The sequence below is a fragment of the uncultured Moraxella sp. genome, assembly GCF_945873075.1.
GTDB lineage: Bacteria > Pseudomonadota > Gammaproteobacteria > Pseudomonadales > Moraxellaceae > Moraxella.
The window spans coordinates 39,853-59,105 of sequence record NZ_CAMCBS010000010.1 but is presented as its reverse complement, the minus strand read 5'-3'; the positions used below and the strand labels follow the sequence as shown (position 1 = coordinate 59,105).

The 19,253-nt window shown below is 44.4% G+C and carries 21 protein-coding genes and 1 pseudogene; 9 read left to right on the top strand and 13 right to left on the bottom strand.

Annotation, left to right across the window (positions count from 1 at the left end; genetic code table 11):
- Positions 1-30 precede the first annotated feature (30 nt).
- The 6 genes and pseudogenes from rpmG to alaS form a co-directional block, all read right to left on the bottom strand.
- The gene (gene rpmG, locus Q0N89_RS05075) at positions 31-186 is read right to left on the bottom strand and encodes a 50S ribosomal protein L33 (RefSeq protein ID WP_078253122.1); all 156 of its coding nucleotides are present in this window, start codon (positions 184-186) and stop codon (positions 31-33) included.
- A 36-nt stretch (positions 187-222) separates the two neighbouring features.
- Positions 223-459, bottom strand: coding sequence for a 50S ribosomal protein L28 (gene rpmB / locus Q0N89_RS05070; RefSeq protein WP_076554403.1), 237 nt, complete (start codon positions 457-459; stop codon positions 223-225).
- Between the two features lie 258 nt (positions 460-717).
- A complete protein-coding gene (locus Q0N89_RS05065) occupies positions 718-1,065 on the bottom strand; it encodes a HopJ type III effector protein (RefSeq protein ID WP_294034046.1) in 348 nt (115 codons plus the stop codon).
- Positions 1,066-1,159: 94 nt separating this feature from the next.
- Positions 1,160-1,327: pseudogene (gene csrA / locus Q0N89_RS05060) on the bottom strand (carbon storage regulator CsrA); the annotation flags it as partial.
- Positions 1,328-1,557: 230 nt separating this feature from the next.
- On the bottom strand, positions 1,558-2,844 hold the full coding sequence (locus Q0N89_RS05055) for an aspartate kinase (RefSeq protein WP_078253125.1): 1,287 nt from the start codon (positions 2,842-2,844) through the stop codon (positions 1,558-1,560).
- A 217-nt stretch (positions 2,845-3,061) separates the two neighbouring features.
- Positions 3,062-5,713: an alanine--tRNA ligase gene (alaS, locus tag Q0N89_RS05050; RefSeq protein ID WP_294034045.1), complete on the bottom strand. Its 2,652-nt coding sequence runs from the start codon at positions 5,711-5,713 to the stop codon at positions 3,062-3,064.
- A 268-nt stretch (positions 5,714-5,981) separates the two neighbouring features.
- On the opposite strand from alaS, the gene Q0N89_RS05045 reads away from it, so the two are divergent.
- Complete coding sequence (locus Q0N89_RS05045) at positions 5,982-6,182, top strand: hypothetical protein (protein ID WP_294034043.1); 201 nt, start codon at positions 5,982-5,984, stop codon at positions 6,180-6,182.
- A gap of 155 nt (positions 6,183-6,337) precedes the next feature.
- On the opposite strand, the gene purB is transcribed toward Q0N89_RS05045, so the two are convergent.
- The gene (purB, locus tag Q0N89_RS05040; RefSeq protein ID WP_078253128.1) at positions 6,338-7,726 is read right to left on the bottom strand and encodes an adenylosuccinate lyase; all 1,389 of its coding nucleotides are present in this window, start codon (positions 7,724-7,726) and stop codon (positions 6,338-6,340) included.
- A 209-nt stretch (positions 7,727-7,935) separates the two neighbouring features.
- Between purB and Q0N89_RS05035 the strand changes: the two genes are divergently transcribed.
- Positions 7,936-8,376, top strand: a complete 441-nt coding sequence (locus tag Q0N89_RS05035) for a hypothetical protein (RefSeq protein ID WP_294034040.1) — start codon at positions 7,936-7,938, stop codon at positions 8,374-8,376.
- A gap of 81 nt (positions 8,377-8,457) precedes the next feature.
- Here the strand turns inward: Q0N89_RS05035 and mnmA are convergent, their stop codons facing one another.
- The 3 genes from mnmA to Q0N89_RS05020 are packed head-to-tail and all read right to left on the bottom strand — an operon-like array spanning position 8,458 to position 10,227.
- Positions 8,458-9,603, bottom strand: coding sequence for a tRNA 2-thiouridine(34) synthase MnmA (mnmA, locus tag Q0N89_RS05030; RefSeq protein WP_294034039.1), 1,146 nt, complete (start codon positions 9,601-9,603; stop codon positions 8,458-8,460).
- Between the two features lie 13 nt (positions 9,604-9,616).
- Positions 9,617-10,018, bottom strand: coding sequence for a PIN domain nuclease (locus Q0N89_RS05025; protein WP_294034038.1), 402 nt, complete (start codon positions 10,016-10,018; stop codon positions 9,617-9,619).
- Entirely contained in the window at positions 10,015-10,227 is a 213-nt protein-coding gene (locus Q0N89_RS05020) for a type II toxin-antitoxin system VapB family antitoxin (RefSeq protein WP_078253132.1), read from the bottom strand. Before Q0N89_RS05020 ends, Q0N89_RS05025 begins: the two co-directional genes overlap by 4 nt.
- Before the next feature lie 89 nt (positions 10,228-10,316).
- On the opposite strand from Q0N89_RS05020, the gene ispF reads away from it, so the two are divergent.
- The 5 genes from ispF to Q0N89_RS04995 all read left to right on the top strand — a co-directional run bounded on the left by ispF (position 10,317) and on the right by Q0N89_RS04995 (position 12,896).
- On the top strand, positions 10,317-10,799 hold the full coding sequence (gene ispF, locus Q0N89_RS05015; protein WP_294034037.1) for a 2-C-methyl-D-erythritol 2,4-cyclodiphosphate synthase: 483 nt from the start codon (positions 10,317-10,319) through the stop codon (positions 10,797-10,799).
- Positions 10,800-10,810: 11 nt separating this feature from the next.
- Entirely contained in the window at positions 10,811-11,377 is a 567-nt protein-coding gene (locus Q0N89_RS05010; protein WP_294034036.1) for a cysteine hydrolase family protein, read from the top strand.
- A gap of 100 nt (positions 11,378-11,477) precedes the next feature.
- Positions 11,478-12,050 (top strand): hypothetical protein, encoded by a 573-nt coding sequence (locus tag Q0N89_RS05005; protein WP_294034035.1) that lies wholly within the window; start codon positions 11,478-11,480, stop codon positions 12,048-12,050.
- A 38-nt stretch (positions 12,051-12,088) separates the two neighbouring features.
- On the top strand, positions 12,089-12,424 hold the full coding sequence (gene grxD / locus Q0N89_RS05000; RefSeq protein WP_078253135.1) for a Grx4 family monothiol glutaredoxin: 336 nt from the start codon (positions 12,089-12,091) through the stop codon (positions 12,422-12,424).
- 121 nt (positions 12,425-12,545) lie between these two features.
- Positions 12,546-12,896, top strand: coding sequence for a hypothetical protein (locus Q0N89_RS04995; RefSeq protein WP_294034034.1), 351 nt, complete (start codon positions 12,546-12,548; stop codon positions 12,894-12,896).
- Between the two features lie 119 nt (positions 12,897-13,015).
- On the opposite strand, the gene Q0N89_RS04990 is transcribed toward Q0N89_RS04995, so the two are convergent.
- On the bottom strand, positions 13,016-15,358 hold the full coding sequence (locus Q0N89_RS04990; RefSeq protein WP_294034033.1) for a YgiQ family radical SAM protein: 2,343 nt from the start codon (positions 15,356-15,358) through the stop codon (positions 13,016-13,018).
- A 167-nt stretch (positions 15,359-15,525) separates the two neighbouring features.
- Positions 15,526-16,395 carry a pirin family protein gene (locus tag Q0N89_RS04985; RefSeq protein ID WP_294034031.1) on the bottom strand — a complete coding sequence of 290 codons (870 nt, stop codon included), beginning with the start codon at positions 16,393-16,395 and terminating at the stop codon, positions 15,526-15,528.
- A 251-nt stretch (positions 16,396-16,646) separates the two neighbouring features.
- Between Q0N89_RS04985 and Q0N89_RS04980 the strand changes: the two genes are divergently transcribed.
- Positions 16,647-17,018, top strand: coding sequence for a PH domain-containing protein (locus tag Q0N89_RS04980; protein WP_294034030.1), 372 nt, complete (start codon positions 16,647-16,649; stop codon positions 17,016-17,018).
- An 87-nt stretch (positions 17,019-17,105) separates the two neighbouring features.
- Here Q0N89_RS04980 and Q0N89_RS04975 read toward each other — a convergent pair whose 3' ends face one another.
- Positions 17,106-18,020 (bottom strand): pirin family protein, encoded by a 915-nt coding sequence (locus tag Q0N89_RS04975; RefSeq protein WP_294034029.1) that lies wholly within the window; start codon positions 18,018-18,020, stop codon positions 17,106-17,108.
- 345 nt (positions 18,021-18,365) lie between these two features.
- Here Q0N89_RS04975 and Q0N89_RS04970 point away from each other — a divergent pair, with 345 nt between their 5' ends.
- Positions 18,366-19,253 carry a LysR family transcriptional regulator gene (locus Q0N89_RS04970; RefSeq protein WP_294034028.1) on the top strand — a complete coding sequence of 296 codons (888 nt, stop codon included), beginning with the start codon at positions 18,366-18,368 and terminating at the stop codon, positions 19,251-19,253.

Sequence of the window (19,253 nt, the reverse complement as noted above, 5' to 3'; positions counted from 1 at the left end):
TCAACGGGCATTGTGCGTTCAAGTAGCAAATTATTTGATTTTTGCTTCTTTGAATAGAACGTGTTGGCGAACTTTTGGATCAAATTTTTTGATTTCCATTTTGCCAGGCATGGTACGCTTGTTCTTGGTGGTAGTGTAGAAATAACCAGTACCAGCAGTAGAAACTAGTTTAATTTTATCTCTCATGATCGTATCCTTTAACTAATGGTATGTGGGGTCAAATTAGATTTTTTGACCTTGGGCGCGTAGGTCAGCAAGCACTTTGTCGATGCCATGCTTATCAATGATACGCATACCTTTAGATGAAACGCGTAGACGAACAAAACGGTTCTCAGACTCTACCCAAAAACGATGGTTGTGTAGGTTTGGAAGGAAACGACGGCGAGTTTTGTTGTTCGCGTGTGATACATTGTTACCCACTTGTGGGCGTTTTCCAGTCACTTGACAGACTCGAGACATGGTGAACTCCTAATCTTAGCGGCACGGATATTGAGCGGTATCAGGTGTGCCAGTCACAGCTTTGGTGCTTATTTATTTGTGGTATGGACACGGCACAAATAAAGTGTGACTTTTTATGGTTAGGCCACTCTTTGCTTACCGTTAAAGGCGACGACAATCAAGAAGTAGCAGAAAAAATTAAAGCCCGAATTATACACGAAATAAAATCACTTGACAAGTGTTTTGGCTACTTTCAAGTATTCGGGCGGATAAATCAAATTAAGCTTTTGACTTTAGTGCCAGTGTCGGCATGCCAAAACCGTGCCAGCCATAGTGCATAAAGTTGCGGATATTGGCATGGTCATCGCCATCTGGCGTGGCGAGCACTGATTGATAATGCTCAGCAAATAGCGATAGGGTGTCGATTTGATTCAGACCGTGTAGCTTAGCTAGGCTAAATACTTTGGCACTGCCTTCGTTTGTGCCTGCTGGATTGACCACTTCGCCATTGCTAAATTCAACTGGCGTGTAGTGATAATTGGCTTCGATAAAAGCAATCACATCAGCGAATTTTAGGCTTTGATTGGCGATGCCTGCTAGTAGGCGAGAAATGTCTGTTGTGCTCATACATCACCCATTAGCGGTTAAAGTAGTCGTCATCATCAAACGATGGTGGTGCAAAGTTACCGCCTTGTTCTAAGTGGCTCATGTGCATTTGCATTGAGCGTTCGTGCTGAATGCGTTGGTAGATTTCTTCACGGTGTACGGCGATGTCTTTTGGGGCATTGACACCTAGGCGAACTTGGTTGCCTTTGACGCCAAGCACGGTGACGCTGACTTCGTCGCCAATCATTAGGGTTTCGCCGACACGGCGGGTTAGGATTAGCATGATAAACTCCTTAAAAACTCATCAACTCAATCGTTATTGTTAGCCATGATATCCGTTTTATCAATCAAGTTGATTGGTGAATGGACTGTCTAAATTTTGCCCACAAAAATGCCTAATGAGATATTATAATCTGCATTAGGCACATTGTCAGTAATTTTTCTGCCGATTTCGTTGTATTTTGTTTAACGAAATCTTTGAAAAACTCAATCAACAGTTACATTGATGGCTACTTATAGACCAGCTACTTTACTTTCGCCGTCTTCACGATCCAGACCAAAGGCGGTGTGTAGCTCTTTGACCGCTTTTTCGAGGTGCTGTTCTTGGATAAGTACAGACACTTTGATTTCACTGGTTGAGATCATTTGTAGGTTGATGTTGTTGCTTGCTAGAGTGTCAAACATTTTGCTTGCCACACCTGCGTGTGAACGCATACCGACACCGACGATTGAGACTTTGACCACATCGTTTGCACCAAAGACTTCGGTTGCGCCGATTTCGTCTTTGACACGCTCGTTTAGGATTTTTAGAGTCTTATCAAAGTCGCCACGCTGTACAGTAAAGCTAAAATCAGTATAGCCTTCTTGTGACGCATTTTGGATAATCATATCGATTTCGATATTGGCAGCACTGACTGGGCTTAGGATGGCTGATGCGATACCCGGACGGTCAGGCACGCCGCGTACCACGATTTTTGCTTCGTCTCGGTTGAATGCAATGCCAGAAATTACTGCACGTTCCATATCGTCTCCTTCATCAATCGTGATAAGTGTGCCTACATTTTGTTTAAAGTTATCATCATATACACCATCTGCATTGTCATCAAAGCTTGATAATACACGCAGTGGCACATGGTATTTGCCTGCAAATTCGACAGAGCGGATTTGTAGGACTTTTGAGCCTAGACTTGCCATCTCAATCATCTCTTCAAAGGTGATTTTTGAGAGTTTTTTGGCTTTTGATGTGACTCGTGGGTCAGTGGTATAGACGCCATCGACATCAGTGTAGATTTGACATTCGTCAGCTTTTAGGGCGGCAGCTAGGGCAACGCCTGTAGTGTCTGAACCACCACGACCTAGTGTGGTGACATCGCCATGCTCGTTGATACCCTGAAAGCCTGCAACGACCACGACACGACCTGCGTTTAGCTCATTCATGATGGCATCAGTATCGATACTTTGAATACGGGCTTTGGTGTGTGTCTCATCGGTGCGAATGGCAACTTGACCGCCAGTCATTGATTTGGCTTGTACACCGATTGACTGTAGCGCCATTGATAGTAGAGAAATCGAAACCTGTTCACCTGTGCAGACCATTTGATCATATTCACGGCCACTTGGTTCGGTGGTAATTTCACGAGCCAAACCAATCAGTCGGTTGGTTTCGCCACTCATTGCCGAGACGACAACGACGACTTGATGACCATTGTCGTGCCAACGCTTGACGCGCTGAGCGACATTTTTAATGCGGCTGATGTTACCCATCGAAGTGCCGCCGTATTTTTGTACGATTAGTGCCATTACATTTGCCTTGTAGTCTAACCCAAATACGGGTCGGGGTGGTGCATTATCATAAAATGCTACGACAATGCCAATAAATACAACAATTTAGGCAGAAATCCCAACTTCTGCCTAAGTTTCATCAATCTTGATGCAACACCTGCAATGTGCCAAATGGATAAAACCGACCTATTTTGGCACATTCGCAACAAATTGCATCGGATGATTTGGGATAAGCTTATGCCAAATCCGCAGTAAGCTTGGCAGTCAGTGCATCAAGCACGCTTGCCAGTTTATCCGATTTTGGTGCGCCGCCTTGAGCATAGTCAGGCTTGCCACCGCCTTTTCCACCAAGCTCACCTGCCAGATGACGGATGATGTCGCCTGCTTTGACCTTGTCTTGAGCGCCTTTGGCGACGCTTGCGGTGATGGCAAGATCATCGGTCTCGCCGACTAGGACGATGATGGCATTATTTAGGCGTGATTTGAGCGTATCGGTCAAGCCACGAATGCTCTTGCCATCAATGCCTGCGACTTTGGCGATGAGTAGCTGATAATCGCCAACGCTGATGGTGTTATCCACTAGGCTTACTGCTTGTACGCTGGCTAGTTTTTGGTTCAGCTGTTCGATTTGTTTTTCAAGTTCACGCTGTTTCTCGCTTTGGCTTGTGATGCGTGGCAAGATTTCGTTGCGTTTGGCTTTTAGGTTGTTTGCCAATGTGGTCAAGGTGCGTTCACCAGCTTGGATATAGCGTAGTGCACCCATACCGGTCAAGGCTTCGACACGGCGGATACCGGCAGCGATACCGCTTTCTGATGCAATCTTAAACATACCGATATCACCTGTGCGTAGAACATGGATACCACCGCACAGCTCGATAGAAAATGGCGTTTTGTCCGCTTTTTCGCCCATCGTCAGTACACGCACAGTCTCGCCGTATTTTTCGCCAAATAGTGCCATTGCGCCTTTTTTCATGGCGCTATCGATGTCCATGTGCTCGATGCTGACTGCGGTGTTCTTTTGGATTTGTTCATTGACCAAGCGTTCGACCTGTGCCAATTCATCCGCTGAGATGCTACCATCGTATGAGAAGTCAAATCGTAGCACTTCGCTTGAGACCAATGAGCCTTTTTGGGCGACGCCATCACCAAGCACAGTGCGTAAGGCAGCGTGCAGTAGGTGGGTGGCTGAATGGTTCTTGGCAGATGCAGCACGCACATCAAAGATCACTTGAGCGCTAGCCGCCTGCTTCGCCGTGATTTGACCCATTTTTACTGTGCCATGATGGATAATGGCTTGACCTGATTTTTTGGTATCTTCGACCGCAAATACCCCTGTCTCGGTGCTGATTTCGCCTGTTTCACCGACTTGGCCACCGCCTTCAGCATAAAATGGCGTCGCAGTCAGGACAATTACACCTGTATCACCTTCACCAAGCATTTCTACTTCTTTGCCGTCTTGGTATAGTCCTACGATATCAGTGTCAGCGGCTAGGCTGTCATAACCCAAGAACTGTGTCGGGGTGTCCACCTTGATAGCAGCTGAATAATCGACATCAAATTTACCCGCATCACGAGCACGCTCACGCTGTGCCTGCATATGCGTCTCAAAGCCTGCTTCGTCAATGCTGATATCACGCTCACGAGCGATGTCAGCGGTCAAATCGACAGGGAAACCATAAGTGTCATATAGCTTGAACACGGTTTCGCCATCAAGTGTATCGCCGTTATTGAGCTTCTCAAGCTCGCCTGAGAGTAGGCGCAGGCCTTGAGCTAGGGTTTTGGCGAATTGCTCTTCTTCTTTTTGGATGACGGCTTGGACTTCATTCAGTTTTTCGTTCAGCTGTGGGTAGGCTGCACCCATCTCGGCTGCCAAAGCAGGCACCATTTGATAAAAGAATGTACCGTCAGCGCCAAGCTTATTGCCATGACGCACAGCACGGCGGATGATACGGCGTAGCACATAGCCACGACCTTCGTTGCTTGGGCGTACGCCATCAGCGATTAGGAATGACACCGCGCGGATATGGTCGGCGATGACCTTAAGTGATGGCTGGTCTTGGTTTTCGATACCAAGTAGCTTGGCGGCGGCGTTCATCAGATTAACAAAGACATCCACTTCGTAGTTGCCATGTACGCCCTGCATGATGGCGCTGATACGCTCAAGCCCCATACCGGTATCGACAGATGGCTTTGGCAGAGCTTCCATCGTACCGTCTTTTTGGCGGTTGAACTGCATAAAGACACAGTTCCACACTTCGATATAGCGGTCGCCATCTTCTTCTGGTGTGCCTGGCAGACCGCCTTCGATGTGGTCGCCGTGGTCATAAAAAATCTCAGTACATGGACCGCATGGGCCAGTATCACCCATCATCCAAAAGTTGTCCGATTGATACGCACCACCTTTGTTATCACCAATGCGGATGATGCGTTCAGGCGCAAGTCCGATGTCTTTGTGCCAAATATCAAAAGCTTCATCATCGGTCTCATAGATGGTGACATATAGGCGGTCTTTTGGCAGGGCAAGCCAATCTTCTGAAGTCAAAAACTCCCACGCATAAGCGATGGCGTTCGCCTTAAAATAATCACCAAAAGAGAAGTTGCCGAGCATCTCAAAGAAAGTGTGATGGCGTGCTGTATAGCCGACATTATCAAGGTCATTGTGCTTACCACCTGCACGCACGCATTTTTGGGAAGTGACGGCACGCACATAATCACGCTTTTCTAGACCTAGAAAAGTATCTTTGAATTGGTTCATCCCTGCGTTGGTAAATAGCAAGGTTGGGTCATTGTGCGGAATTAGGCTGGATGATGGTACATGGGTGTGATTTTTGCTAACAAAAAAATCAATAAAAGCTTGACGAACTTCGTTCAATGTCATGGTTTTCATAAAAAAATCCTTTGCCGAATGTTGGCGAATTTAGATTTTGCAGTTTTTGCATCATAAAAGGGTGGTGGCTTAGCAAATTGCCAACCAAAAACGCTTAATTTTAGCATAAAAATTGGTAAATAACAGGCAATTCATTCAAAATTACTCAAATTTTTAACCATCTGATCATACCCATAAAATATTCATGGAATTTTTTGTAAAAGTACTTAACATTTGTGCAAAAAAGGTGTATAACTATAGTATTCCACACAATCAATGGGGTGTTAAGATGAATTTACCATTATTTAGTGCTATTTTTTCGATTGCGTTCACTGTGATTATTGGGATTTTGATGATTATCGCCTTTGTGACAGGCTTTGATAAAGCGATGCATATTGCCGGTGCAATTGTCGTCGGTGCAGTGATTAGCTTGCCTGTGGCGGTGGTTGTCACCAAAAAGATCAGCGCCTTGACTGGTGGCAAAAACTGATTAAGTTTGACACAAAAAATTAACCGCATTAGCCATTTAATGTTAATGCGGTTTTTTTATGTTAAAGCGATACCTAAGCGGTGTATTGTATATAGCAAAAAATAGCGACCGTTATCAGTCGCTATTTGTGTTATGCAAAGGATTATTTTAAATCATTATTTCAAATAATCTTTTAACGCACGGGCTTGCGCTTCAGCATTACCTGTATAAGTCGCAGGGGTCATGACAGCCAAGCGTTCACGGTCGGCTGCCGGTACGGTTGCCAATTCATCACCATTGACGAAGTTTACCATCATTTCACGAGTCATCGCCTGACCACGAGTTAGGGCTTTGAGTTTTTCGTATGGTTTTTCGACATTATAACGACGCATCACGGTTTGGATTGGCTCGGCAAGTACTTCTTGAGCATTATCAAGGTCTTCTGCCAAGCGGTCGGCATTTAACTCAAGCTTACCAATGCCTTTTAAACACGCATCAAAAGCAATCAAGCTTTGGGCAAAGCCAACACCCATATTACGCAGAACCGTTGAGTCGGTCAAATCACGCTGCCAGCGAGAGATTGGTAGTTTTTCGCCCAAATGAGCCAATACCGCATTGGCAATCCCTAAGTTACCTTCTGAATTTTCAAAATCAATCGGATTGACTTTGTGTGGCATGGTTGAAGAACCTACTTCGCCTTCTTTTAATTTTTGTTTGAAATAACCAAGTGAAATATAACCCCAAACATCACGGTTAAAGTCAATCAAAATGGTGTTAAAACGACGCAAGGCATCAAACATCTCTGCCATGTAGTCGTGCGGCTCAATCTGTGTGGTATATGGGTTAAAGGTCAAACCTAGGCTTTCTACAAATGCTTTTGAGTGCTTTGGCCAATCAATGGTAGGATAAGCAGATAGATGGGCATTGTAGTTACCGACTGCACCGTTAATTTTACCTAATAATTCAACCGCCTTGAACTGCTGAACTTGGCGATGCAGACGATAAGCGACATTCGCCATTTCTTTACCCAAAGTGGTTGGGCTGGCGGTTTGACCATGTGTGCGAGACAGCATCGGTTGACCTGCGTGTTTGTCGGCAAGAGCAGCGATTTCATCGACGATTTTTTGCATACTTGCCACTAGCACATCACGACCAGATTTGAGCATCAAGGCGTGAGATAGGTTGTTGATGTCTTCTGATGTGCAGGCAAAATGGATAAATTCACCGGCATTGGCAAGCTCTGCGATATCGGCGATTTGTTCTTTTAGGAAATATTCAACCGCTTTGACATCGTGGTTGGTGGTGCGTTCGATTTCTTTGATGCGCTCGGCGTCGCTTTCAGAAAAATTCGCTACAATCGCATCAAGGCGAGCATTGGTCTCTGCCGAAAACGGGGCGATTTCACCAATCTCTGGGTGATTGGCTAGGGCTTGTAGCCAGCGAACTTCCACAGTGACGCGAGCGTGAATCAGACCAAATTCAGACAAAAAAGGGCGCAGTGCATCGACTTTTGATGCATAGCGACCGTCAAGTGGTGATAGGGCGGTAAGGGTAGATAGGGTCATGGATAATCCTTAAAATCATCAAGAAAAAGGGCTTGGCGTATTATAACAAAAGTTTACACAGTTTTGGGGATTTGTGGTCAAAAAGTGGCTGTGTTGCACAAATTTTATGAATTGTTAGCAGGTTTGACTTGGCTTGTGGATATTTGATAAGGTGGTGGCTAAGTGCTTTTAAATTAAAATAAGATAAAACAAATCAAAGGAGATGTGCAATGAAGCTACATTATCATTTGACAATCAAAGAGCTGAACCGATATTTTATTTATAAATTTGATTGGCTTGCGATGCTGATTGTCGCTTATGCAGCTGTCTTTGGCGTGCAGTCTATCAATCAAGGTTCGGGTTTTCCTTGGGTTGGGGTGGTGGTATTAATTGCGTCCATCGTATTGGTCTATGCATTGATTATTGGCTTGCTGTCGTTTTGGTGTAAGCCTGCGGTGATTGAAATCACCGATACGGGCATCCGTGAGACGATGAGTGGCAAGACTAAAGAGTGGGCGTGGCACAAGGTGGGTGATTTTGCACTCGATGCACGCTATTTGACCATCAAACTTGGCGCATCCACTGCCATCATTCCGATTGAGCAAGTCGGCGTGACGGCGGCGATGGATTTTTATCAAAGTATTTATCAGCAAAAACGCTTACAATTCTAGTGAAATACTTCAAAAATACTAAAAAAAATATGAAAAAAAGACGGCTAACTACCGTCTTTTTGGCTTGAGAATTAATCTATTTTAGTCAATTTTCACATTACAACCATCAATCACACCACCGCCAAGGCACACATCACCATCATAAAAAACAACAGATTGCCCTAAGGTCACGGCTCGTTGTGGCTCATCAAACACCACTTTGACTTTATCGCCGTCATGGTACACGGTGCAAGTTTGGTCAGGTTGGCGATAGCGAGTTTTGGCGGTAAGTCTCACTCCATCAGCAGGCGGTGCAACCACCCAATCTAGCTTATAGGCGGTGAGTTCGGTGGACATTAAATAAGGGTGCTCATGTCCTTGACCGACGATTAGACGGTTGTTTTCAAGGTCTTTATGTAGGACAAACCATGGTTCTTCAGGGCGACCCGACACCCCGCCGATACCAATCCCGCCACGCTGACCGATGGTATAGTACATAAGACCATCGTGCTTGCCGATGCATACGCCATCATCGGTGTAGATGTCGCCTTGTTTGGCAGGCAGATAAGTTTGTAAAAAGTCTTTGAACTTGCGCTCACCAATAAAGCAAATGCCTGTGCTGTCTTTTTTCTTGGCGGTGGCAAGATTCCACTTTTCGGCAATGGCACGCACGGCAGGCTTTTCAAGTTCGCCTACAGGAAACAGCGTACGAGCGATTTTATCCCCACTGACCGCGTGCAAAAAATAGCTTTGGTCTTTGTTGCCATCAAGTCCACGAAGTAGCTCTGCCTTGCCATCTACCGCAAAGCTACGACGAGCATAATGCCCTGTGGCGATAAAGTCTGCGCCCAATGTCAAAGCATAATCCAAAAAGGCTTTGAATTTGACTTCTTTATTGCACAAAATATCAGGGTTTGGCGTGCGACCTGCGCCATATTCTGCCAAAAAATGCTCAAACACTCTGTCCCAATATTCCATCGCAAAATTGGCGGTGTGTAGATGAATACCAATGCTGTCGGCAACGGCTTGGGCGTCTGCTAGGTCTTCAAGGGCGGTGCAGTATTCGGTGCCGTCGTCTTCTTCCCAATTTTTCATAAACAAGCCTTCAACGGCAAAGCCTGCTTCTTTTAAAAGTACGGCAGAAACAGAGCTATCAACACCGCCAGACATACCGACGATGACTTTGATGTCTTTGGGTGCTTTGCCAAGTGTGCTTGCGACATCAGCTAGGGTAAAGGGTGTGGTCATAGTTTTTCTTAAATTAATGATGATAAAAAGCGGATGTTAAATTCAAATGCTCAACAAAAGGTTGAAAATCTCTATCGCAAAAAAGCAAGGGTAAATTATGTAAAATACAAAAGCCCGCAATCATAACATCATTGCTTTTGCGGATGGTGATACCTTTTGTGCGAAGTGTGCGATAAAACTGTGCGTAGCTTAAGGCATTTTGTTTGCCCAAAATCTCAAAACAGGGCAATAATTCTAGATATGTTTTGGCTTGTTCATATTCTTTTGGATTGCGGAAACCTTGTAGTATTTCCATTAAAATCACATCAAAAATCGCTACTTGTGAAAATTGCAAGTGATTGTCCAAAGTTTCTGTCTGTGGTGTTTGGCGACCATTAAAATAGTCAATCCAAACACTGGTATCAACGACAATCATACGCTTGTCCCATGAGAATTATCACGCAGTTGAGCCAAATCCCCATCCCAAGACAGCTTGCCACGCAATGCACGCAAGTTTTGCTGGGCGTGATGAGCAATCAACAGCCTTAAGCCTTGCTCAATCACATCGCTTTGACTATCTAGTCCAGTGCTTTTCATGGCTTGCTCAATCAAGCCATCATCAATCATAACAGAACCAATTTGCATAAGCTATCCTTAGGGTGTTTTGGTCATTATATCAAATTCCCACTTATTTTGTGCTATAATCCATCATTTCAAGAGATAAAAGGTGGATTATGCTAAGAATTGGTCAGGGCTTGGATGTGCACGCATTTACCGATGGCGACTTTGTGACGCTTGGCGGTATCCAAATTCCCCATACGCACGGCATCAAGGCACATTCTGATGGTGATGTGCTACTTCATGCCTTGTGCGATGCACTGCTTGGGGCGTTGGCACTCGGTGACATTGGTCAGCATTTTCCTGATACTGATGATGCTTATAAAGGGGCGGATAGCAAAGTCTTGCTTAATCATGTGTATGATTTGGTCAAATCAAAAGGTTACGAACTTATTAATGCAGACATGACCGTGATTTGCGAAGCGCCAAAGCTATCACCGCATAATCTTGCTATGCGTGAGTGTATCGCAGGCGTGTTAAATGTAAGTGTGGATTGTATCAGTATCAAAGCCACTACCAACGAAAAAATGGGCTATCTAGGACGAAAAGAAGGCATTTTTGCCAGTAGTGTGGTATTACTTCAAAAGATGAATGATTAAAAGGATTTGATATGAGCCATCAAAACCCTGCGTTATTGTTGATAGATTTGCAACAAGGCTTTGCCGATGAAGCGCATTGGGGTGGTAATCGCAACAATCCTGATGCCGAGCAAGTCTGCCTAACGCTATTAACCCATTGGCGGACGCACAAACTGCCAATTTTTCATATTCGCCATAATTCCACCGAGTCCAATTCACCGCTAAATCCAAAGCACGCAGGCTTTGCCTTTATGTCAGCGACTGCACCGATGGCGGATGAATGTGTGATTGATAAGACGGTGAACAGTGCATTTATCGGTACAAATTTGCAAAGCTTGTTAAATCATGCAGGTATTGATACGCTTGTCTTGGCGGGGCTGACAACCAATCACTGCGTATCTACCACCGCACGCATGGCGGGCAATTTGGGCTTTACCACCTTTGTGGTATCGGACGCTACGGCGACTTTTGATAGAATGAGTGCGATGGGCGAGCGCTTTGACAGTCAGCTTGTGCATGACATCAGTCTTGCGAATTTGCACGGTGAATTTGCGACAGTGTTAACAAGTGATGGGATTTTGGCGATGGTTGTAAGTTGATAAGTTGAGCGTCAAATTATTTATCAGTAACCAAAATTCATTGCGAATTTTATTTAAATATGCTATAAATCATCCCATAATTGTTTTATTGGAGTCTATTATGAAGCTCAAAGTAATGATGCCGTTATTACTTGGTTCGGTAATGATTACATCTACTGCAAATGCTAGTTTTTGGGATAAGCTTAATGGCGTGTTAGATGGTGCCGGTAAAGTGCTAGGTACTGTGGGCGCTGTTACTGGTGCAAGTGCTGCAACGGCACCAATGGCTAAAATTACCGATGAACAAAAACAAATCATTCGAGATAACATTCAAGCAAATACTGATGATCGTTTTTTAAATGAGCACATTTTGGCTGCCAAAGATAATATTGCAACTTTTCTTGAAGTCATGGGTTGTCAAACTGACAACGAAAAAATCTATGCGGGAAAAGTGTTATCTTCGGGTTTTTATAGCACGGGTCGTGTTACCACCATCCCAAGTACTAAATACCATCCCTTGGATCAGTGCATGACAGTTACTTCAATTGGTAGATGGTCTGTTCCTGTCCGTGATAAGTTAGAATTTGAAGTTATGTTTGCTTCGGATGTTTCTGGTGAATCCGCAAAGCGTTTAGTTACCATGGAAAAAGAAAATGGTAAATGGCTTGCTGACCATGTACTATCAGGTTATTAATTTAAATAATTGAACATATACTATATAAGGAAAAACTCATGACCGATATCAACCCACAAATCAAAGAATTGATTGAAAACCAAATCAAAGACCATGCCGTGCTACTATATATGAAAGGCACGCCGCAGTTCCCACAATGTGGCTTTTCTGCTCGTGCGGTAGAAGTGCTGACGCAAATCGGTCGTCCGTTTGCGTTTGTGAATATCCTAGAAAATCCTGATATTCGTAGCACCTTGCCACTGATTGCCAACTGGCCAACTTTCCCACAACTATGGGTGAATGGCGAGCTGATTGGCGGTAGCGACATCATGCTGCAAATGTACCAATCAGGCGAGCTTAAGCCATTGATTGAAGAGCATACGCAAGCGGTGTAATTGATGCAGCTTGATGAATGACAAAACGACTGCTTTGGCGGTCGTTTTTTATGGATAGTCATTGCTTGATTTTATGAATTTTAGCCTTATTAACAAGCCATCAATCCCACAAGGCAACACCATGAACCCAATCAAACAAATCTCAGAACAAATCCTAACCCTGTGTGAGTCGCCAAACACAGCCCTACGAGCCATTCATCTGATTATACAGCATGGTGGGGCAGGCGAGCTTGCATGGCAGGTGGTGTATAATCGTGTGATGGCGGATAAGGATGTCGATGGGGCGTATTATTTGGCGAATTTTGCTATGCAGGTGCAGGACTTGCCGTTTGATGGCTTACCACTCATTGAGCTTGTGCTCAAACAAGGCGATGACAATATGCGTCTAGCATTGCTTGATAAGCTGCCTGATGATGCCAAGGCAAACCTAGTAGCGATGGGGATTTTGACGCCAAATGAGAATGATGATTGATTTGAAAAGTGGCGTATGATATTGACGCCATCAAAGAATGGGTATTTAGCCAGTCTAAATAATTGACAGTGAAATATAAAAGCCAATCATCAATGATTGGCTTTTTGTTGGTAGGGTGTTTATTTACCCTTACGAGCTTTATTAGCACCTGTTTTACGCGGTGGCAATCCTGTATGCTGTGTCAATACTCGCCCTTTGGGTGGGTGATTGGCTGATTGGCGGTTTTTGGATGTGCCTGTGCCTTTTTGGGTACGTTTGACGCTATCGCCATCGACAGTTGAGTTCTTTTTGCGTGCCGATTGATAACTGCCCGTACCTGCAGGCTGATAAGTTGGAATTAAATGTTGTTTACTATTGCCAATTAAATCACTTCTACCCATTTCTTTTAAGGCTGCTCGTAACAATTCCCAATTATTGGGGTCATGATAACGTAAAAAGGCTTTGTGCAGGCGGCGACGTTTCTCACCTTTGACAATATCCACATCTTCACTGGTGCGAGAGACTTTCGCTAGCGGATTTTTCCCAGAATAATACATGGTCGTTGCGGTTGCCATTGGGCTTGGATAAAAGGTTTGCACTTGGTCAGCACGGAAACCATTTTTCTTCAGCCAAATCGCCAAATTCATCATATCATAATCACTGGTTCCGGGGTGGGCAGCGATAAAATAAGGAATCAAATATTGCTCTTTACCTGCTTCTTTACTAAAACGGTCAAACATCTGTTTAAAGCGGTCATAAGTACCAATGCCTGGTTTCATCATTTTAGATAAAGGGTTTGCTTCCGTATGCTCTGGTGCAATTTTCAGATATCCGCCTACATGATGCGTAACCAATTCTTTGACATATTCAGGATTTAAAACTGCCAAATCATAACGCAATCCTGAACCAATCAAAATCTTTTTAATGCCGCGGATTTCACGAGCTTTACGATAAAGTTGGGTGAGTGGAGCATGGTCAGTATGTAGATTTTGACACACCCCTGGGTAAACACATGACGGTTTACGGCAATTCTTCTCAATTTCAGGGTCTTTACAATGCAAGCGATACATATTCGCCGTTGGCCCCCCAAGGTCAGAAATAATGCCGGTAAAATTTGGTGCGGTATCACGGATTTTTTCCACTTCTCTTAAAATGGACTCTTCCGAACGATTTTGGATAATTCGCCCTTCATGTTCGGTAATTGAGCAGAAGGTACAGCCCCCAAAACAGCCCCGCATAATATTGACCGAAAACTTAATCATATCAAAGGCAGGAAAACGAGCATTGCCATAACTTGGGTGTGGTAAGCGAGCATAAGGCAAATCAAAAATATAATCCATCTCTTCGGTGGTCAGCGGAATCGGTGGTGGATTGAGCCAAACATCTCTATCGCCATGACGTTGCACCAAGGCTCGGGCATTGCCGGGGTTGGTTTCTAGGTGCAAAATACGATTGGCATGGGCATACATCACACGGTCATTTGCCACTTGCTCAAAACTTGGCATACGAATGACTGCCAATTCTCGTGGCGGTAATTTGTGTTTAATTGCTTTTGATGGTTTAAGATTCACAATTTGCGTATTGCTTGGCAGTTCATCACCTGCTTTAACGATTGGATTTTCAACCACATCTTTATTAAAATTTTGATATTGCTTAGGTTTATTTTGCTCAATTTTACAATCGGCAACGTCTTCCATCATGACATAAGGGTTGATAATAGGGTCAACTCGCCCAACGGTATCCACATCATTACTAGCAATTTCGATAAAATCCTTTTTCAGATGGCGATTAGATTTATTTAAAATAAATGCCGTACCACGCACATCGACAATGGTTTTGATAGATTCACCACGAGCCAAACGGTGCATAATTTCAATTAATGCTCGCTCGCCATTGCCATAAACCAAAATATCAGGTTTTGCGTCCATCAAAATCGAGCGACGTACTTTATCTGACCAATAATCATAATGGGCAATACGGCGTAAACTGCCTTCAATTCCACCTAAAATAATTGGGACATCGCCAAAGGCTTCACGGCAACGCTGACAATACACCGTTGCCGCACGGTCAGGGCGTTTATTCGGCACATTATCAGGGGAATAGGCATCATCAGAACGGATTTTGCGGTCAGCCGTATAGCGGTTAATCATGGAATCCATATTGCCTGCGGTTACGCCAAACGCAATATTAGGTTTGCCTAGCACTTTAAACGCATCGGCTGATGTCCAATCGGGCTGTGCAATAATACCAACACGAAAGCCTTGAGCTTCCAACGTTCGCCCAATGACCCCTGAACAAAACGATGGGTGGTCAATATAGGCATCACCGCACACTAAAATAAAATCGCAACTGTCCCAACCGAGCATATCCATCTCTTCACGAGACATCGGTAAAAATGGTGCAGGTTCAAAACAACTTGCCCAATATTTATCATAATCTAAAATATTTTTGGCAGTTTGGCGGTGTTTATAAGCGGTGGACATGGATGAGATTACCAAATAAAAAGCAATATTGAAAACTTCTCATTTTAGCATGAATTTTATTCAAATTGGCGAAATGTTGTGGGCTTTTGGTAACTTGGGTGGATGGTCTTGGGAAAAAAATTACGCCATACCGAATGGATATGGCGTAATTCATTGCAAGGTCGGGATTAATGAGCAATCTGACCAAATTTACCACTTTGGACATCTTGCATGGCTTGGACAATCTCTTCACGAGTATTCATCACAAATGGACCATAGCCGACGATTGGCTCATTGAGCGGTTCACCGCTTAGAATCAGCACTTTGGCATCATTATTGGCTTCGATACGCACGCTATCGCCACCACGCTCAAAGGTCACAAGTTCTGCACGGCGTACGATGTCATCACCGTTGATTTGTACCGTACCATCAAGTACTAGGATGATAAGGTTGTGACTGATTGGGATGGCAAACTCATAGCCACCGCCTGCATTTAGGCGTACATCCCACATATTGACAGGGCTAAAGGTCGATGCTGAACCTGTCGTGCCGTTTAGCTCACCTGCGATGATGCGCGCGATGCCTGCACCGTCCAAATCCACCACAGGGATGTCATCACTGACGATGGCTTGGTATTTTGGTGGTGTCATTTTGTCTTTGGCAGGTAGATTGACCCACAGTTGCACCATCTCAAACAGACCGCCTTCAAGAGAGAATTTCTCGGAATGAAATTCTTCATGCATTAGTCCTGAGCCTGCGGTCATCCACTGTACATCACCTGTGCCGATGATGCCACCGCCGCCTGCTGAATCTTTGTGCGCCACTTCACCTTGATAAGCGATGGTCACAGTCTCAAAGCCACGATGTGGATGCTCGCCGACGCCACGAAAATCACTTTTGCGATTGCCATCAAAATGCTGTGGCGATGCATAATCCATCATCAAAAACGGATCAAGGTTTTTGTGCGTTTCTTGGTAATTGAACATACCATGCACATGAAAGCCATTGCCGACCCAGTGTTTGTGTGGTGCTGGATATACTTGTTTTACTTGTTTCATCTTAAAATCCTTAGCCATCAGGCTGTCATTGGTTGATGGGTGTATTATACGCCTTTTAAAAATAGAATAAAGCGCATCTGGTGCAATATCATGTTCCATATTTGCAACGATAATTGTGCAAATCTTGGTCAGTGTGATGGATGGTGATAAGCTTGATTTTAAGAATATTTGATGATAAATTATCAATGATAAATGTAAGTTATTTGATTAACGAGCCTTTGACAGTGTAATCGACAACGTAAGGAGTGATGATGAGTACAGCAGATATTTTGGCATGGACTTTGATCGAAGAATGTCCAATCCCAAGCGATGTGAATGAGATTTTGACCGATGGCGAGCAGGCGATTTGTGCGTACAAGACATTTCGTGATAGTGCGATTTTTACCACCAAGCGACTGATTGTCCGTGATGCACAAGGGCTGACCGGCAAAAAGGTCGAGATCTATTCGCTACCGTATAGCAGTATCAATATGTGGTCAAGCGAGAATGCCGGTAGCTTTTTTGATTTTAATTCTGAGATTGAGCTGTGGACTCGTGTGGGTAAGATTAAGGTTAATCTCGATCGTAAAATCGATGTACGCAAGCTCGATCGGCTGATTGCCAGCTGTGTACTAGGCGGCTAGGTATAATAAAATCCACAATCCATCGTTTGCCAATCAATCAAGACTGGCGGATGATGGTTGTGGATTTTTTTGATGAATTTTTCTAAATTATCTCACTAAAAGATTGTCAGGCACTTCTGGGGCGATTAAGCGCTTAAGCTGCGTGCCACCAAGTGAAATATCACCAAAGCGTTCGTGGTGATTGTTCCAATCGCTCACCGCTTGCTTGAGATCATCAATACTGCGACCCACGAAGTTCCACCAAATCACTGTCGGATGTGCCAGTGGCTCACCGCCAAGTAGCATCACATGAGTGCCTGCTGCCGCCCATAGCTCAAGCTCGCCTTGGGCATTTTTGCAGTCTGATAGTACGGCAAGTTCGTCTTGGGCGTAGGTCTGACCGTTGATACGCAGTTCGCCTTTGATGACCAAAAATCCGTATTCAAAGCCATTGACTTCATCAATGCCAAATGCACCATCTTGTGTAAACTGCATATCCACACCCAGTAGCGGACTGTACTGTGTGGTCGGGGCGGTATGCCCGTGATAACTGCCTGTTGTTAAGATATAGTTAATACCATCACGACTCCAAGTCGGTAGCTCTGGGTAGTGCTCGAAGTTTGGCTGGATGTCTTGATCCATCGGTAGGGCGATCCATAGCTGAATCGCGTGCAAATCCTTGATACCATCAGGGGTTTGTTCGGTATGACTAATCCCTGCTTGATTGCCCGTACCGGCGGTCATCAGATTGACTTGCTTTGGGCGAATCAGTTGGCGGTTGCCCAGACTGTCTTGGTGCCACACTTCGCCTTGCAGCATCCAAGTAAAGGTCTGTAGGTTGATGTGTGGATGCAGTCCGACTTGCAGGCCGTCTGAGTCATCGGCGAACTTGAGCTCGTCTGAGCCTGCATGATCCAAAAAGCACCATGCACCCACTGTCTTGCGACGAGCTTGCGGTAGCAGGCGGGCAACAGGAATGCCACCGACATCTTTGGTGGCAGCGGTATATTTATCAACGCTCATGAATTTCTCCTAAATAATTGTTCATTGATAAAAATTTGTTTGTGTTTGTGATTTGCTTGGCATTATCCATCAAAATGACACAGAATGCAAAAAAAGCTACATCAATGCCAATGGTGTGGAATGTTATAGATAATCAGCTGTATTGGTTTGATGTTCAATGATGGTATAAGACGATGCCATCATAAAAATTCCTACCTATTGTTAAGGTTTGACAAAAAATCAGGACTGTGATTTGCTCTGTTTTGTGCGTTTTGGTCAGCCAATCGCGTGTTATTATAATAATTGCCAAATTAAGAATATATACTTATAATTGTAACTATACATTCCATTTTTGGAACACTATTAATGCCAAAAAATTTACACAAAATTAATCTTAATGATATGAGCCTGTTCGTCTCGGTCGTCCAAGCAGGCAGCCTAACTCGAGCATCTGAACTGCTTGATATCCCAAAATCGCACATCAGTCGCCATCTGACCGAGCTTGAAAATAGTCTTGGCACGACGCTGATGGATCGGGGTCGGCGTGGTATTGTGCTCAATGAATTGGGGTTGCGGTTTTTGCACAATGCCCAAGAGATGCTACGACTTGCCCAAATCGCCATTGATGATGTTCAGGATAACTTACAAAAGCCCAGTGGATTACTGCGATTATCGGTCTCGACAGAAGTGGGTCGTGGCTTTTTGATGCATCATCTGCCCGAGTATTTTCGCCGTTATCCCGATGTAAATTTGCAAGTTCAGATTGATAATCGTAAAGTCAATATGATCCAAGATGGCATTGATATCGCTTTGAGAATCGGTAGTGCCGATAGTGATAATGTGGTGGCGCGTAAGCTGTTTGATATTGAGCTAGGCTTGTTCGCATCCAAGTTGTATATCGATGCACATGGTATGCCAAGCAGTCCGCATGAGCTGTATGGGCATACGCTACTGCATAAATATGATGGGCCAGATTGGGCGTTTTGGTGCGACCATCATTTGGTGCGTATCGATGGGCAATATCGCCTAAGCTGTAATGACTTTAATCTTGTGGGGCAAATGGTGTCCGATGGGCTTGGTATTGGGCTGCTGCCTTGTTTTGACAATATGATTCGTGCTGACTGGGTGCGATTGTTACCACAGTGGCAGATTGATAGCGTGCCACTGTATGTGGTGTATTACAAAAATCGTGGCGCAGTGCCGACGGTGCGTAGCATGGTGGAGTTTTTGGTGTCTGTGGCAAAAGCTGTGTAA

Excerpts from the sequence above, each read along its gene's own strand:
- rpmG (WP_078253122.1), bottom strand. The coding sequence starts at position 186 with ATGAGAGATAAAATTAAACTAGTTTCTACTGCTGGTACTGGTTATTTC.
- rpmB (WP_076554403.1), bottom strand. The coding sequence starts at position 459 with ATGTCTCGAGTCTGTCAAGTGACTGGAAAACGCCCACAAGTGGGTAAC.
- Q0N89_RS05065 (WP_294034046.1), bottom strand. The coding sequence starts at position 1,065 with ATGAGCACAACAGACATTTCTCGCCTACTAGCAGGCATCGCCAATCAA.
- Q0N89_RS05055 (WP_078253125.1), bottom strand. The coding sequence starts at position 2,844 with ATGGCACTAATCGTACAAAAATACGGCGGCACTTCGATGGGTAACATC.
- alaS (WP_294034045.1), bottom strand. The coding sequence starts at position 5,713 with ATGAAAACCATGACATTGAACGAAGTTCGTCAAGCTTTTATTGATTTT.
- Q0N89_RS05045 (WP_294034043.1), top strand. The coding sequence starts at position 5,982 with ATGAATTTACCATTATTTAGTGCTATTTTTTCGATTGCGTTCACTGTG.
- purB (WP_078253128.1), bottom strand. The coding sequence starts at position 7,726 with ATGACCCTATCTACCCTTACCGCCCTATCACCACTTGACGGTCGCTAT.
- Q0N89_RS05035 (WP_294034040.1), top strand. The coding sequence starts at position 7,936 with ATGAAGCTACATTATCATTTGACAATCAAAGAGCTGAACCGATATTTT.
- mnmA (WP_294034039.1), bottom strand. The coding sequence starts at position 9,603 with ATGACCACACCCTTTACCCTAGCTGATGTCGCAAGCACACTTGGCAAA.
- Q0N89_RS05025 (WP_294034038.1), bottom strand. The coding sequence starts at position 10,018 with ATGATTGTCGTTGATACCAGTGTTTGGATTGACTATTTTAATGGTCGC.
- Q0N89_RS05020 (WP_078253132.1), bottom strand. The coding sequence starts at position 10,227 with ATGCAAATTGGTTCTGTTATGATTGATGATGGCTTGATTGAGCAAGCC.
- ispF (WP_294034037.1), top strand. The coding sequence starts at position 10,317 with ATGCTAAGAATTGGTCAGGGCTTGGATGTGCACGCATTTACCGATGGC.
- Q0N89_RS05010 (WP_294034036.1), top strand. The coding sequence starts at position 10,811 with ATGAGCCATCAAAACCCTGCGTTATTGTTGATAGATTTGCAACAAGGC.
- Q0N89_RS05005 (WP_294034035.1), top strand. The coding sequence starts at position 11,478 with ATGAAGCTCAAAGTAATGATGCCGTTATTACTTGGTTCGGTAATGATT.
- grxD (WP_078253135.1), top strand. The coding sequence starts at position 12,089 with ATGACCGATATCAACCCACAAATCAAAGAATTGATTGAAAACCAAATC.
- Q0N89_RS04995 (WP_294034034.1), top strand. The coding sequence starts at position 12,546 with ATGAACCCAATCAAACAAATCTCAGAACAAATCCTAACCCTGTGTGAG.
- Q0N89_RS04990 (WP_294034033.1), bottom strand. The coding sequence starts at position 15,358 with ATGTCCACCGCTTATAAACACCGCCAAACTGCCAAAAATATTTTAGAT.
- Q0N89_RS04985 (WP_294034031.1), bottom strand. The coding sequence starts at position 16,395 with ATGAAACAAGTAAAACAAGTATATCCAGCACCACACAAACACTGGGTC.
- Q0N89_RS04980 (WP_294034030.1), top strand. The coding sequence starts at position 16,647 with ATGAGTACAGCAGATATTTTGGCATGGACTTTGATCGAAGAATGTCCA.
- Q0N89_RS04975 (WP_294034029.1), bottom strand. The coding sequence starts at position 18,020 with ATGAGCGTTGATAAATATACCGCTGCCACCAAAGATGTCGGTGGCATT.
- Q0N89_RS04970 (WP_294034028.1), top strand. The coding sequence starts at position 18,366 with ATGCCAAAAAATTTACACAAAATTAATCTTAATGATATGAGCCTGTTC.